This is a genomic window from Pelagerythrobacter marinus (assembly GCF_034375205.1).
GTDB lineage: Bacteria > Pseudomonadota > Alphaproteobacteria > Sphingomonadales > Sphingomonadaceae > Pelagerythrobacter > Pelagerythrobacter marinus.
On the sequence record NZ_CP139719.1, the window covers coordinates 3,185,217 to 3,199,582 of the forward strand.

General features: G+C 66.1%; 12 protein-coding genes. 8 read left to right on the forward strand and 4 right to left on the reverse strand.

Translation table 11 applies throughout. From position 1 onward, the window contains the following. Positions 1 to 2: 2 nt before the first annotated feature. Both T8T98_RS15575 and T8T98_RS15580 read left to right on the forward strand, forming a co-directional pair. A complete protein-coding gene (locus T8T98_RS15575; RefSeq protein ID WP_251104543.1) occupies positions 3 to 1,199 on the forward strand; it encodes an O-antigen ligase family protein in 1,197 nt (398 codons plus the stop codon). After that, entirely contained in the window at positions 1,196 to 1,819 is a 624-nt protein-coding gene (locus tag T8T98_RS15580) for a sugar transferase (RefSeq protein ID WP_251104542.1), read from the forward strand. The genes T8T98_RS15575 and T8T98_RS15580 overlap by 4 nt, the downstream gene beginning before the upstream one ends. A 61-nt stretch (positions 1,820 to 1,880) precedes the next feature. On the opposite strand, the gene T8T98_RS15585 is transcribed toward T8T98_RS15580, so the two are convergent. Together T8T98_RS15585 and mnmA are read right to left on the reverse strand one after the other, a co-directional pair. After that, positions 1,881 to 3,854, reverse strand: a complete 1,974-nt coding sequence (locus tag T8T98_RS15585; protein ID WP_251104541.1) for a polysaccharide biosynthesis protein — start codon at positions 3,852 to 3,854, stop codon at positions 1,881 to 1,883. 102 nt (positions 3,855 to 3,956) lie between these two features. Further along, positions 3,957 to 5,132, reverse strand: a complete 1,176-nt coding sequence (gene mnmA, locus T8T98_RS15590) for a tRNA 2-thiouridine(34) synthase MnmA (protein WP_251104540.1) — start codon at positions 5,130 to 5,132, stop codon at positions 3,957 to 3,959. Between the two features lie 96 nt (positions 5,133 to 5,228). Between mnmA and T8T98_RS15595 the strand changes: the two genes are divergently transcribed. The 6 genes from T8T98_RS15595 to T8T98_RS15620 all read left to right on the forward strand — a co-directional run bounded on the left by T8T98_RS15595 (position 5,229) and on the right by T8T98_RS15620 (position 12,464). Next, positions 5,229 to 5,534 carry a hypothetical protein gene (locus T8T98_RS15595; protein WP_251104539.1) on the forward strand — a complete coding sequence of 102 codons (306 nt, stop codon included), beginning with the start codon at positions 5,229 to 5,231 and terminating at the stop codon, positions 5,532 to 5,534. Next, positions 5,531 to 5,830, forward strand: a complete 300-nt coding sequence (sciP, locus tag T8T98_RS15600; RefSeq protein WP_251104538.1) for a CtrA inhibitor SciP — start codon at positions 5,531 to 5,533, stop codon at positions 5,828 to 5,830. The genes T8T98_RS15595 and sciP overlap by 4 nt, the downstream gene beginning before the upstream one ends. A 159-nt stretch (positions 5,831 to 5,989) precedes the next feature. Further along, positions 5,990 to 6,253, forward strand: a complete 264-nt coding sequence (locus tag T8T98_RS15605) for a GlsB/YeaQ/YmgE family stress response membrane protein (protein WP_160733412.1) — start codon at positions 5,990 to 5,992, stop codon at positions 6,251 to 6,253. Positions 6,254 to 6,483: 230 nt separating this feature from the next. Next, a complete protein-coding gene (locus tag T8T98_RS15610; RefSeq protein ID WP_251104537.1) occupies positions 6,484 to 7,683 on the forward strand; it encodes an efflux RND transporter periplasmic adaptor subunit in 1,200 nt (399 codons plus the stop codon). A gap of 3 nt (positions 7,684 to 7,686) precedes the next feature. After that, entirely contained in the window at positions 7,687 to 11,175 is a 3,489-nt protein-coding gene (locus tag T8T98_RS15615; protein ID WP_251104536.1) for an efflux RND transporter permease subunit, read from the forward strand. A gap of 77 nt (positions 11,176 to 11,252) precedes the next feature. After that, the gene (locus T8T98_RS15620; RefSeq protein ID WP_251104535.1) at positions 11,253 to 12,464 is read left to right on the forward strand and encodes a DUF445 domain-containing protein; all 1,212 of its coding nucleotides are present in this window, start codon (positions 11,253 to 11,255) and stop codon (positions 12,462 to 12,464) included. A 16-nt stretch (positions 12,465 to 12,480) separates the two neighbouring features. Here the strand turns inward: T8T98_RS15620 and T8T98_RS15625 are convergent, their stop codons facing one another. Then, positions 12,481 to 13,398, reverse strand: a complete 918-nt coding sequence (locus tag T8T98_RS15625; protein WP_251104534.1) for an energy transducer TonB — start codon at positions 13,396 to 13,398, stop codon at positions 12,481 to 12,483. A gap of 1 nt (position 13,399) precedes the next feature. Further along, positions 13,400 to 14,296 (reverse strand): energy transducer TonB, encoded by an 897-nt coding sequence (locus T8T98_RS15630; RefSeq protein ID WP_251104533.1) that lies wholly within the window; start codon positions 14,294 to 14,296, stop codon positions 13,400 to 13,402. Positions 14,297 to 14,366 lie beyond the last annotated feature (70 nt).

Here is a 14,366-nt window from a genome sequence, read left to right on the forward strand (position 1 = left end):
ACATGGATGTAATCATAAGCATCGGAATTTCCGCTCTTGCGCTTCTCCTGGCGGTTGTTCGACTGCAATCCTTCAGGTTCGTCCGGCCTTTCATGGTCTTCTTCGCGCTAGGCGCCGGCCAGATTCACCTGGCCCTGGTCGCGCTCGGCGTGTTCCTGGTTTCCGACCTGAACTTGCGAGGGGATGGGCCACGTCGCGACAGGGTGTTCATCATGGTGTGCATGGTGTTCCTCGCCATCGTGCTTGCCACGATGTTGTCCGACGCCGGATGGAGAGTCCTGAGCGAGCTGCTCCAGCTTGCTGTGTATGTCGGGATGTTCTTTCTGCTTCGCGCTGCCGTATATCAGCCCGGTCAGATGGACCGTTTGATGGCGGCTTCCGCCGCCGGAGCAGTGGCTGTCGCACTATTGGGCTTGTTGCTTGCCGCGGCGGGAATGACGGAAGCACCGGCCATATTCCTCGCAAGAGGTGCGAACGAGGCTTCCACGTTCCTGGTCATAATGGGCGTGGTCCCCAGCGTCTTTCTTTTTATCCAGACGCGAGCCCCAAGGTACCTGGTTTTCATCGGCATTCTCTTTATCGCCCAAATCGAGGCTACAAGCCGGATCAACATACTTCTGAGCATTTCGAGCATCTGCGTCATGTTGTTTTTCCTGTGGCGCAGCTTGTGGTGGAGGTTGGGGCTGGTTGCCGCGGCAGTGTCGGGCCTGGTCGTGAACTTCGCGCTCCTTGAAGACGTATGGGAGCGAAACAGGAATTACTCGTACGAAGAGCGCTTCGCGTTGTACGAGGGCGGCATCGCTCTTTGGGAACAGAGGCCCTGGTTCGGATGGGGATGGGGGTCGTCTTCGGAAATCGTTCCCAGGATACTTCTGACTGACCAGGGTTTCCCGCACTTTCACTCCACCTATATCCAGTTTCTGGTCGAACTGGGTGTTCTGGGAATTTTCCTTACCGCGCTGTGGTTCATAGGCAGCTTGAAAATGATCCACCGCGGCTTTGCGCGACAGCTTCCGGTCGAGTGCAAGGCATATCTCGTCGCCGTGCATGCGGCCCTGATCGGCAGCGGCTTCACCGAGGCAATGCTGTTCGGGGCGGACAGGGCAGTCCAGGTAGCATTTGTATACGCGGTGTCACTCTACATCAGCGACTTGCGCCCCATGAGTGTCGCAGCGTCCGATCAGGAGCAAGCGTATTGAAATACGTTGACGACTTCATGAGGCGCCTGTTGGACGTCGGGGCCGCATCCTTGGCATGTGTAGTCCTGTCGCCCCTTATGCTCCTCATCGCTGTTGCCATAAGGGCCGACGACGGCAGCCCGATATTCTTTCGCCAGATTCGCGTCGGCAGAGGGCTGAGGCATTTCACGATACTGAAGTTCAGGACCATGAAGTGGGATCCCGCGGCTGCCGCCCAGGGCGGCACCGCCGGGTCGCTCGCGGAGAAAAAAGCCGCGCGGGCGGCGTTCAGGACGACCGTCCCCGGAGATTCGCGGATTACCCGGGTAGGGCGTTTCCTGCGTTCGACGCATCTGGACGAACTGCCGCAGTTGCTGAATGTCCTGCGTGGCGACATGTCCCTGGTGGGCGTTCGGCCCGACACCCCTGCCCAAGAGGTCGATTACCAGGACGGCTACTGGGAAGAGCGGCATGCTTTGCGGCCGGGGATTACAGGGCCTGCCCAGGTTTACGCGAACAAAGGAGGGCTGGAAGAACGCGTCACGCTGGAGCGGCGATGGCTATCGCATCCCGCTCTGGGCGCCTACGTGCGAATTCTGGTGGCCACGATTGGCAAGGTCTTTCGACGATCCAGCTTTTGACGGAATTTATGCGGCCAGCGCCTCTGGACACGATATGAAGGCGTTGGGCCCGATCCCCTGTTTACGGCGTTTGCGCCGCACACCGCTTCGACCACTCCTTGCTGGGAACAAATTCGGGTACGAGCTTGCTTACGATCTGGACTGCCGTCGTTGAACTGCCCGTTTCTCGGAGGGCGGAATTCAGCTCATCCAGTGCCTCGTGCAGATCGTTCCACGGCAGCAGGTTTTCTCGCGCGCGCATGATCCGGGGGTGATTGGTGGGTTCCGGGTTGTTGCCGATCAGGAGCTCTTCATACAGCTTTTCGCCTGGCCGCAAGCCGGTTTCAACCACTTCTATGTCGCCGTCCGGATTGTCCGCGTCCCGCACGCTGAGGCCGGAGAGCCGCACCATCGAGTAAGCGAGCTCGGCGATCTTGATCGGCTCGCCCATGTCCAGCACGAATACTTCGCCGCCTTTCGCCATGGCACTCGCCTGGATCACGAGCTGTGACGCTTCGGGGATGGTCATGAAGTACCGGGTGATGTCCCGATGAGTCAGGGTTATCGGCCCCCCTTGCGCGATCTGCTCCTTGAACCGCGGCACGACCGACCCGCTCGAACCCAGGACATTGCCGAACCGCACCATGCTGAAAACCGGCCCCCGCCTTTCTTCTGCCGCCTTGGCTTGCAGGATGAGTTCGCAAATCCTTTTCGATGCGCCCATGATGTTGGTCGGGCGTACCGCCTTGTCGGTGCTGATGAGGGTGAAATGGGTGGTGCCGACTTCCTCGGCAGCTTCGACGCTATGGAGCGTGCCCATGATGTTGTTGCGAAGACCCGCTATCGGATTCGCTTCTACCAGGGGCACGTGCTTGTACGCGGCCGCGTGAAACACTGTGTCGGGCCGGTAACGCGCGTAAACACGTCGCATGGACGAACGCTCGGCTGCGTTGGCCAGCTCGGGTATAATCTGCACGCTGGCGCCCGCGTCTGCGCAGAATTCGCGGAGTTCCTGCTCGATCGCGTAGAGGCCGTATTCCGACTGCTCGAGCAGGACAAGCCGCGAGGGCCGGAATTGCACGATCTGGCGACACAGCTCGCTGCCGATCGACCCGCCCGCGCCGGAAACAAGAACGGTGCGGCCGATGATCGTCTTTCCCATCAGAAGTTCATTGGGCGCGACTGCTTCGCGACCGAGCAGCTCTTCGATCTGGATCTCGCGCAAATCGCTGACGGTCACTTTGCCTTCGATCACGTTCGTCAGATTCGGTAGGGAGCGAACGTAGACTTCTTCCTTCTGGAGCGTCTCGATTATGGCTCGGCGCCGCGTACGCGACGCGCTGGGTATGGCGAGCAGCACCTCGTCCACCTCCCGCTCGGCAACGACTTCGCGAAGGCGATCGGATCCGAAGACGGGCGCTCCATCCAGCCTCTGTCCGTGGAGCCGAAGATCGTCATCGAGGAACCCGACGAGGTGAATCTGTGGCTCATGCCTCAACGACAAGGCGAGCTGCTGGCCGGCCCGACCGGCGCCGTAAACCAGCACGCGCTTCCCGTTCACATCCACTGCTTTCAGCAGATCCAGCATCGTGAATCGAATGGCGATGCGGCTCGAGGCCAGGAGGAGGAAGAATATGATCGGATGAAGGACGCTCAACGTGCGCGGCACGTCGGGCAACCGGAAGATCACGCAAACCACGATCAGCGGAATCGCCATCAGGCCGGTAGCCACTGCGAGATTGGCGATCGTTCGGGCGCCTGAAAAGCGCGTGAGGGCGCGGTAAACGCCGGTTCTCCAGGCAATGGGATACCATGTGGCAATCGCTATGGCGGCGAAGGTCATGATCGGCCGCGAGACGAGGTCCCACACCCCGAGGCGCAGTGAAAACGCGATCAGCACCGCCGCAAAGCAGAGGGCAGCGTCGAACAGAATGGCCAGAAGTTGTCGATGAAGCCGCGGCCGCCCCAGAATGAAGCGTAGCGTGCGCTCGCGCAACTGACGCCACGCGATGCTGCCAGCGGGGCCAAGACGGGGCGATTGAACCTGTTCGCTCACTGACGATTCGACCTGTCGATTGTTTGTATGGAACTGCCGGGCAGTCTGGATACTGTCCCGGCACCTAGCAGACGACTTGTCGGGGTCATAAACTTTTCTGACTCAAGGCGATAGTGCCGAGCCGTCATCATTCTGGGCCGTCGATTCGATCCAGCCGCCGCCGACGACGCGCTCGCCGGCGTAGATGACGGCGGCCTGGCCGGGGGCGACGCCGTATTCGGGCTGGGCGAAGCGCAGGGTTGCCGCGGCCCCGTCGCCCAGAGGGCCTTCGAGCGTTATCGGCACGGGCCGGGCCAGGCTGCGGACCTTGGCGGTCAGCGGCGCATCGGGAAGGGGGCCGATCCGGTTGCTCTCGACGATCCTGGCGGCATCGACCGCGAGCATCCGGCGCGGGCCGACGCGCACGGCGTGGTTCGCCGCGTCGATTCCGACGACGTAGAGCGGTTCGGGCTGCCCCCCGATCTCCAGCCCCTTGCGCTGGCCGACCGTGTAGTGGACGATTCCCTTGTGGCGTCCCAGGACTTCGCCCGATCCGGCGTGTACGATCGGGCCCGGCCGGCCCCCTTCCGGGCGCAACTTGCGCACGATCGCGGCGTAGTCGCCGTCGGGCACGAAGCAGATGTCCTGGCTGTCGGGCTTGGCCGCGTTGCGCAGTCCGGCCGTCTCGGCCAGCTGCCGCACTTCGCTCTTCGGCAGGCCGCCGAGCGGGAAGCGGAGGAAATCGAGCTGGCTTTCGGTCGTCGCGTAGAGGAAGTAGGACTGGTCGCGCGCCGGATCGAGCGCGCGGTGCAGTTCGGGCCCGGCAGGCCCGGCGACGCGGCGCACGTAGTGCCCGGTGGCGAGGCAGTCGGCCCCCAGTTCGCGGGCCATGCGCAGCAGGTCGGTGAACTTGGGCCCCATGTTGCAGCGGATGCAGGGCACCGGCGTGCGCCCGGCGAGGTAATCGTCGGCGAACGTCTCCACCACTTCCTCGCGGAAGGCGCTTTCGTGGTCGAAGACGTAGTGCGCGATGCCGAGCCGGTCGGCGACGGCGCGTGCGTCGGCAATGTCGTCGCCCGCGCAGCAGGCGCCCTTGCGGCCGGTCGCTGCACCGTAATCGTAGAGCTGCAGCGTCACGCCGATCGTTTCCGCGCCGGTCCGCGCGGCGAGCGCGGCGACGACCGAACTGTCGACGCCGCCCGACATGGCGACCACGATCCGGCACTGCGCCGCCGGGCGCGGCAGGTCGAACAGGGCGGCGGGATCGGTGGCGCCGGGGATGCGGACGGGAGCGTTCATGCGCGCGCCCATACACGCTGGCGCGTTATCCATAAAGGGAGGGGCGCGAACCCGCGCTTTACCCGATCTTGAGATGTCGCCCCTACACCGTCGGGCATGTACGAAGGCAAGATCGTTCCCGCCGTGGTCGATTCGACGGCCGATGGCGGTTCGCTGCGGGTCCCCGAGTGGGCGGAGCTGGTCACCCGGCTGGCCGTCGCCGACGAGATGCGCCGGCTGGCGGCCCCGATTCACGGCCGGCACACGGGCAATTTCGAGCGATTCGGGGCGCTTGCCGAATCTGCAGCGGCCGCGCGCGAACCGATCGTTAACCCTGATGATTTAGCTCGTGGCAAAGGCGGCGGCGGCATTGTTCCCTGCGACGAGAACGATGCCCGCGCCGGCGACCGAGAGATGCAATGATCGAGAACCAGAAGATCCGTCCTGACCAGGTGATCGGCCCCCTCGGGGAGCCGCTGACGCTCGACGACCTGCCCCCGCGCGATACCAAGCGGTGGGTCGTGCGCCGCAAGGCAGAGGTCGTCGCCGCGGTCAATGGCGGGCTGCTGACGATCGACGAGGTCCTGGAACGCTATAGCCTGACGCTGGAGGAGTTCGCGTCCTGGCAGCGCGCGGTCGACCGTTCGGGCATGCAGGGCCTGCGCGTCACCCGCATCCAGCACTACCGCGACCTTTACGAGCGGCAGCTCAAGTACTGAGCGCGCGGTGCCGCGCGTTCACCTGCGCTGCAGCCAAGCCTAGCCGAACAATCCCGTTTAGCGTATCCTCGCCCCACGGCACGCGAAGAATGCCGGGGAACCGCATTGCCTTGCCCGTCGTTTGAGCCGGGCAGCGCTTGAAAACAGGAGGAATTGGTAATGGGCTGGATTATTGCAATCATCGTGGGCGGCATCGCCGGCTGGCTCGCGAGTCTCGTAATGAACCGCGACGCCTCGATGGGCATCTTCTGGAACGTGGTGGTCGGCATCGTCGGCTCGGTGATCGGCAACCTCATCGCCAACCAGTTCGGCTGGGCTGGCTCCATACAGGAATTCTCGCTGACCGGCCTCATCATCGCCTTCATCGGCGCTGTCGTGTTGCTGGCGATCGTCAACCTGATCCAGCGCGGGCGGGTGCGCTAAACCCCGCAAGATCGCAGGAAATACCGGGGCGGGCGCGGCGAAGGCCGGGCCCGCCCTTTTCATGCGCGCTTTCGGCAGGGGCATCGGGCATGGCCATTCGTCGGCCAGATATGCCCCCCGTCGAACGCCGCGTTGCCGCTGGGGCGGCACGCGCGTAAGACGAGGCCCACTATTGCCAGGAGTGAGTTATCAATATAACACACTCCGCAATCCACAAGACCGAGAGCGCGATGAATTACGAGAGTCCCGTGACCGCGGAAAGGGCCGAGGCCTATCCTGCCGACCTCGTCGACGAGGCGGAGGCGCGCGCGCGGCGGCGGCGGCGCTGGATCATCATCGGCGTTCTCGCGCTGGTCGTGCTGGGGGCGATCGCCTTCTTCGTCGCCCGGGGCGGCGAAGGCGGTGCGGCCGGTGCGGGCGACGACCAGTCGCAGGCGCCGGTCATTTCGGTGATCACCCCGGGCCGGGCGACGATCGAGGGCCAGATCGAAGCCTCGGGCACGCTCGCGGCGCGGCGGCCCCTGCCGGTCGGCTCGGTCGGGGAGGGCGGCCGCGTCCTGTCCGTGCCCGTCGATGCCGGCGACTGGGTCGAACAGGGCCAGGTGCTCGCGGTGATCGATCGCGCGGTCCAGGTCCAGCAGATCGCCAGCGCCCGGGCCAATGTCCAGGTGGCGCAGGCCGATGCGGATCTCGCGCAGGCCAATCTCGATCGCGCGCTCCAGCTCGTCGATCGCGGCTTCATCTCCAAGGCCGACGTCGATCGCCTGACCGCGACCCGCGACGCCGCCCGGGCCCGCGTGCAGGTGGCGCGGGCGCAGCTGGGCGAGCTGCAGGAGCGCACGGCCCGGCTGAACATCTATGCCCCGGCTTCCGGTCTCGTGCTCGACCGCAATGTCGAACCGGGCCAGACGGTGGGGGCCGGCAGCGGCGCCCTGTTCACGATCGCGCGCGGCGGGGAAATGGAAATGCTGGCCAAGGTCAGCGAGACCGACCTCGCCAGCCTCTCGGTCGGGACCCAGGCCACCGTGCAGCCGATCGGCACGGACGAGACCTTCACCGGCCAGGTGTGGCAGCTTTCCCCCACGATCGAGGCGGACAATCGCCAGGGCACGGCGCGGATCGCGCTGTCCTATGCCCCCGGCCTGCGCCCCGGCGGCTTTGCCAGCGCCACGATCAGCAGCGGCACGATCGTGGCCCCGATGCTGCCCGAATCGGCGGTGCTTTCCGACAATCAGGGCAGCTACGTCTATGTTGTCGACGACGAGAACAAGGCGCAGCGGCGCGCGATCCGGCTGGGCATGGTGACCGATCGCGGCATTGCCATCGCCGAAGGGCTGTCGGGCACCGAACGGGTCGTCCTGCGCGCGGGCGGCTTCCTCACCGAAGGGGAAACCGTCGAACCGCGCAAGGTCGATGCCGACGGGAACTGACGCATGAATTTCCGCAACATCTCCGCCTGGTCGATCCGCAACCCGGTCATCCCGCTCGTGTTCTTCACGGCGCTGCTGCTGGCCGGGCTGCTGTCGTTCCGGCAGATGGACGTGGTCAATAACCCGGATATCGAGTTTCCGGCGGTCAACATTTCGATCTCGCAGCCCGGGGCCGCGCCGACCGAGATCGAGAATCAGATCACCCAGCGGGTGGAATCGGCCGTCCGCTCGATCAACGGGGTCAAGTCGCTCAACTCGACCGCCAGCGAAGGCAATTCGAACACTTTCGTCGAGTTCGAAATCGGGATCGATCCCAACGATGCCGTGTCCGAGGTGAAGAACGCGATCGACCAGATCCGCGGCAGCCTGCCCGACGGAATCATCGAGCCGCGCATCACCAAGGAGGAGATCGCGGGCGGCTTCCTGGGCATTTTCGCGGTCGAAGCCGACGACATGACGATCGAACAGCTCAGCTGGTTCATCGACGATACGGTCGCCAAGCGCCTGCTCTCGATCGAGGGCATGGCCGAGGTGAACCGCTTTGCCGGCGTCGATCGCGAGATCGAGGTGATCATCGACCTCGAGCGGATGCAGGCTTTCGGCGTCACCGCCAGCCAGATCAACAACGTCCTGCGCCAGACCAATATCGACGCGGCCGGCGGCAATACCGAGGTGGGGGGCACGCGCCAGTCGGTCCGGGTCCTGGGCAGTACCGAAACCGCTTACGAGCTGTCGCAGCGCCAGATCCAGCTGGGCGACGGGCGCACGGTCAAGCTGGCCGATGTCGCCACCGCGCGCGACGGCTACAGCGAGCGGACCTCGATCAGCAAGGTGCGCGACAAGGAAGTGGTGAACTTCGGCATCTCGCGCGCGAAGGGCGCGTCCGACGTCACCGTGTTCGAGGCCGCGGCCGAGGAAATCGCCGCGATCGAGGCGGAAAACCCGGGCGTGCGCTTCATCCCGCTGTTCAACACGGTCCAGTACACCGAAGAACAGTACGAAAGCTCGATGGCGGCGATGATCGAGGGCGCGGTCCTCGCGGTCGTCGTGGTATTCTTCTTCCTGCGCGACTGGCGCGCGACGGTGATCTCGGCGATTGCCATCCCGCTCTCGGCCATCCCGACCTTCTGGTTCATGGACCTGATGGGGTTCAACCTGAACTCGCTCTCGCTCCTCGCGCTCGGCCTGGTGGCGGGCGTGCTGGTCGACGACGCGATCGTCGAGATCGAGAATATCGTGCGCCACATGCGCATGGGCAAATCCGCCTACCAGGCCTCGATCGACGCCGCGGACGAGATCGGCCTGCCGGTCGTGGCGACCAGTTTCTGCATCGTCGCGGTCTTCCTGCCGGTCGGGCTGATGCCCGGCATCTCGGGCCAGTTCTTCAAGAACTTCGGCATTACCGTGGTGATCGCGGTGCTGATGTCGCTCGCCGTGGCGCGGATGATCACGCCGATGCTCGCGGCCTATTTCCTCAAGGCCAAGGGGCACGCCGCGCATGGCGAAGGGCCGATGATGGACCGTTACATGCGCGTGCTGTCGTGGTCGCTCGACCGGGGCAAGATGCACTCCCGCCGCGCCGGACTGGAGCCGCCGCGCAGCCGGTTCCTCTATGGCCTGGCCTTCCTGGCCGTTGTCCTCGTGCTGATCGCGACGCCGCTCGTTGCGGTCTTCCTCTCCTACGATTTCCTCCAGGGGCTCGCCGTGCCGGAGACGATCGCCGGCCCCCTGGCGTCGGACAGCGGCGGCGGCTTCCTGCACTGGCTGGTCCTGAAACCGCTCGAGATCGTCGAACTGGCGATCGCGGTGGCGATCGGCTTCGGCGCGGGGTGGGGCGTGCTCAAGCTGCTGGGGCTGCCCTGGACCGGCCGGCTGCGCGACAGCTGGCGCTGGCTGGAGGCGCGTTTCTACGATCACCGCGTGTGGATGATGATGACCGGCTATTTCGCGCTGATCCTCACCGTCCTGCTGTTCATGAACGTGCCCCCGCAGTTCCAGCCGCAGATCAACAGCGACAACAGCCGGGTCGAGATCGAGATGGTCCCGGGGACGACGCTGGAGACGACCGAGCGGGTGGCCGACCAGGTCGCGGAAATCCTCTATGCCGAACCGGAAGTCCTCCGGGCGCTCGAACGGGTGCGGGTCGGCAATGCGACGATCTACATCACCCTGCGGCCCGACCGCGAACGCACCTCGATCGAGTTCGAGCGCGCGCTGGCGCCGCGCCTGGCGCAGATCCCCGATGCGCGGGTACGGTTCCAGTCGCAGTCCGGCGGTTTCGGCAGCGGCCGCGACCTCACCGTGATGCTCGCCGGGTCCGACCCCGACCTGCTGGAGGAAACCGCGGCCACCCTGGTCGAGCAGATGAAGGGGCTCGACACCCTCGTCGCGCCGCGCATCAGCGCCGACATCAACCGGCCCGAGATCATCGTCGAGCCGCGCGCGGACCTCGCAGCCGAGCTGGGGGTGACGACCGCGGCGCTGAGCCAGACGATCCGCATCGCCACGCTGGGCGAGATCGAGCAGAACGCGGCCAAGTTCTCGCTGTCGGACCGGCAGATCCCGATCAGGGTCAAGCTGCCCGAGCAATCGCGCGAGGACATGACCACGATCGAGAACCTGCCGGTGCCGACCCGCAACGGCGGCACGGTGCCGCTGTCGCGCGTGGCCGACATCAGCTTCGGTTCCGGCCCGACCTCGATCCAGCGCTACAACCAGAACCGCCGCGTCCTTGTGGGGGCGGACCTGGCGCAGGGCGTGGTGAAGGGGGAGGCCGATGCCCAGATCAGCCAGCTGCCGATCCTGCAGGACCTGCCGCGAGGCGTGATCCGCGACCTGGTGGGCGAGGACGAGTGGCAGCAGGAAATGCTCGGTAGCCTTAGGATTGCGATCCTTTCGGGCATCCTGCTGGTCTTCGCGGTGCTGGTCCTGCTCTACAAGCGGCTGATGAGCCCGCTGGTCAACATGACCTCGCTCGCGCTGGCGCCGCTTGGCGGCATCCTGCTCGTCTGGCTGGTCGGGCAGCCGCAATCGATGCCGGTCTATATCGGCATCCTGCTGCTGCTGGGCATCGTGTCGAAGAACTCGATCCTGCTGATCGACTTCGCGCTGGAAGAGATGGACAAGGGCACGCGCAAGCTCGACGCGATCCTCGATGCCGGTCACAAGCGGGCGCAGCCGATCGTGATGACGACCGTGGCGATGACGGCGGGCATGGTGCCCGTCTCGCTCTCGCTTTCGGGCGACGGGGCCTGGCGCGCGCCGATGGGCACCGTGGTCATCGGCGGCCTGATCATGTCCACCCTCTTGACCCTTCTGATCGTGCCGGCCGGTTTCAGCCTGGCCGACGGGCTGGAGAAGCGACTGGGCCCGTGGCTGCGCAATCGCCTACTGACCTATCGCCCGGGGGAGGAAGCGCCGCGGCCGGGGCCTGACGACGATGGCGACGGGCCGGTGCCCGCCACCCGGGCGGGGCCGCAGCCGGCCGAGTGACCGGGGAAACCGAGCCGCTGCCGGTGCGTTCCAGCAGGATGAGGCGTGCTTCGCTCCCGCCAGATCGTGCCCGCCGGATGCGCCTGACGGCCACAGCGATGCTGGTCCTGATGGCGGCGATCTTCCTCGCCACCCATCGCCTGCTCGATCTCCACCCGGCCTGGGGCTACGTCCACGCTTTCGCCGAAGCGGCCATGGTCGGCGGCCTGGCCGACTGGTTCGCGGTCACCGCGCTGTTCCGCCACCCCCTCGGCCTGCCGATTCCGCATACGGCGATCATCCCCGAGAACAAGGACCGGATCGCCGACACGATGGCGCAGTTCCTGCGCGACAATTTCCTTACCCCCGCGGTGGTCGCGCGGCGAATGCACGCGATGAACATGGCGCGCGCGATGGGCGACTTCCTCGTTCGCGCCCCGGGCGGCGCGCAGTCGCGAATCGGGGCGGGCGCGGCGGAGCTCTTTGCCGGAGTGCTCGAATCGCTCGACCCCGATCGTCTCGGCGGCCAGGTGCGCAGCGGCCTGAAGCACCAGCTGGAACGGTTCGAGGTCGCCCCGCTGCTCGGCCAGATGCTGGAGGCCGCGATTGCCGACAAGCGGCACCTGCCGTTGATCGACAGCATCATCCGATGGGCGGGCCTGACGCTGGAGGACAACGAGGACATGGTCCGCGCCATGATTCACGAGCGGGCGAACGCCTTGCTGCGCTGGACCGGCCTCGACGAGCGGCTCGCGAACTCGGTGCTCGACGGGCTCTATCGCCTGCTGGCCGAGGTTCTCGTCGATCCGGAGCATCCGCTGCGGCGCAAGATCGAGGAAGGGCTGGAGCAGACGGCCCACGATCTCGTTCACGATCCCGCCACGCGGGAGAAGGTCGAACGGATGAAGCGCGAGCTGCTCGACAACCCGGCGGTCGCGGAATGGTGGCAGGGGGTATGGGAACGGCTGCGGACCCGGCTGGTGGCCACGGCGCGCGATCCCGATTCGGCGCTCGACGGCTGGCTCGGTTCGACGCTGGGCGAAATCGGCGCCGCGCTGCGCCAGGACGTGCGCTTGCAGATGCAGGTCAACCGGTTCGCCCGACGCACCGCGGTCGGCGTGGCCACCCGCTATGGCGGGCAGATCGTCCAGCTGGTGTCCGAAACCGTGCGCCGCTGGGATGCGCGCACGATTACCGACCGGCTGGAGAACGCCGTCGGGCGGGATCTTCAGTTCATTCGCATCAACGGCACGCTGGTGGGCGGGCTGGTCGGCGTGACCATCCACGCGGTCACGGCCATCCTGCCGTGACCGGGCCGCGAAGGGCCTAGGGCACCAGGAAGTTGACCGTACTGCGCCAGTAGGAAGCGACCGGGCGGCCTTGCGAATCGAGCGCCGGCTCGAACCGGGCGCGGCGCATCAGCGCGTTGCACACGGCCTCGTCGAAATCCCGCGGACGGATAGAACGTTGAATGTGGCAATCGGTCGGCACGCCTTCGGCACTGACGCTGAGCCTGAAATGGACGAGCCCTTCGACACCCTTGCTGGCGAGGTCGCCCGGATAGTCTCTGCTCACGACCCAGTGGCCGGGATTGCCCTTGGGCCGGACCTTGCGCGTCAGGGCGCGGTGGCTTTCCAGGTCGATACCCCAATGGGTGAGCAGCTCTTCGGTGCATTTGCGCATGGCGGCCATCGGCGGCCCCATCGAACCGAGCGCGAGCCGCACGGGGCGCCGCTTTCCGCGCTGGATCTCCAGCCAGGTAATCGCCGCCTCCTGTTCGAAAGCGATCGCCTGGTCGAATATGCTGATCGTGCCGGCGTCGGCATCGCGAGCCTCGGCGCCCCCGCGCTCGCCGAGGTTGGGCGGAGCGGCGAGGAAGAGGCCGCTGCCCAGCACGATGGGCGAGTATTCCCCCATCTCGCCGGTCCGGAACGCGCCCTCCTCCTCGTACCCGTCCGGCCCGAAGCGGAAGGCAGTGTCGGTGTAGAGCTGGGCCTTCAGCGGATCGCCGCCGACGATGAGGGAGAACCGGTCGCCGGGTTCGTACCGCTCGAGGATGAAGATCGTCTTCTCCTCCCCTTCGCCGAACGTGCGCGCCATGCGGCAGCTGTCGTCGGCATAGTCGAGGACCCACTGCGATACGGGCCGGAGGACGAGCGGCTCCTTCGCCGCGGCCTGCGCGGCAAAGCCACCCAGCGCGGAGAGGAGCGCGCATGCGATCCCGAGCTGCCTTGCTGCCGTCATGTCAACGATACCGGGCGATGGCGAACAAGCTGGAACTGACCCAGTAAGCCGCCACCGGTCGTCCTTCGGCGTCGCGCGCCGGGGTGAACCGCGCGCGGTGGAGCAGCGCCTTGCAGGTGGCTTCGCGAAAGGCGGGATCGGAGTAGGCCGCCTGGACCACGCAGTCGGACACGTTGCCCTCCGCGTCCACGGCCAGGCGGAACCGCACCGCGCCGGCCAGGTTGTCGCGCAGCGCGGTGTCCGGATAGTCGGTCCCCCGGATCCACAGGCGGGGGTGGGACCGCGGGTGCGGCCATGCGCTCAGCGCGCTGAGCTGTTCCGGATCGTAGCCCCAGCTGCGAACCAGGTCGACAAGGCAGGTGTCGAGCGCCGCCATTGCCCTGGCCAGGCTGCCGGTGCGGAGCGAGACCGGCTGCCTGACGCCGGAGACGATCGTGAAGGCTTCGGTCTGTTCGGCAATCCGGGTCTCGACCGCCTTCAGCCCGCCCGGCTCGCTGCCACCGCCGACATGGGCGAGCATCGCGCGCGGGATCAGTTCGCCGGTGAACTGCCAGATGGTCTGCCCGTCGTCGGCCGTGCCGAACAGGGCATGGCGCTCCTCGTCCGGTTCGCGGACCGGGTCGAACCGATAGGCGAAACGATCGCCATCGGGGCGCAGCGGCGTTCCTGCCACGACGAACTCCATCGCGATGCCCGGGGCGTATTTCGCCAGCGTGAGCACGACTTCCTGCTCACCTTCGCCGAACGAGCGCGAAAGGCGGCAGGCTTCCTTGTCGTAACGAAGCTGCCACGGTGAGGACGGGGCCAGGTGGACCGGTTCGCCGGCCGATGCCGGCTGGCCTGCGAAAACGGCCGCCAGGGCGGCGCCGCCGGCGGCCAGGACCGATAGTGTTTTCATCGTGCGCTCCCCCCGATCGGCACGGCGATGGAGGCGCACTTATAACACGGGCGGCGCCGACCGGAAGACG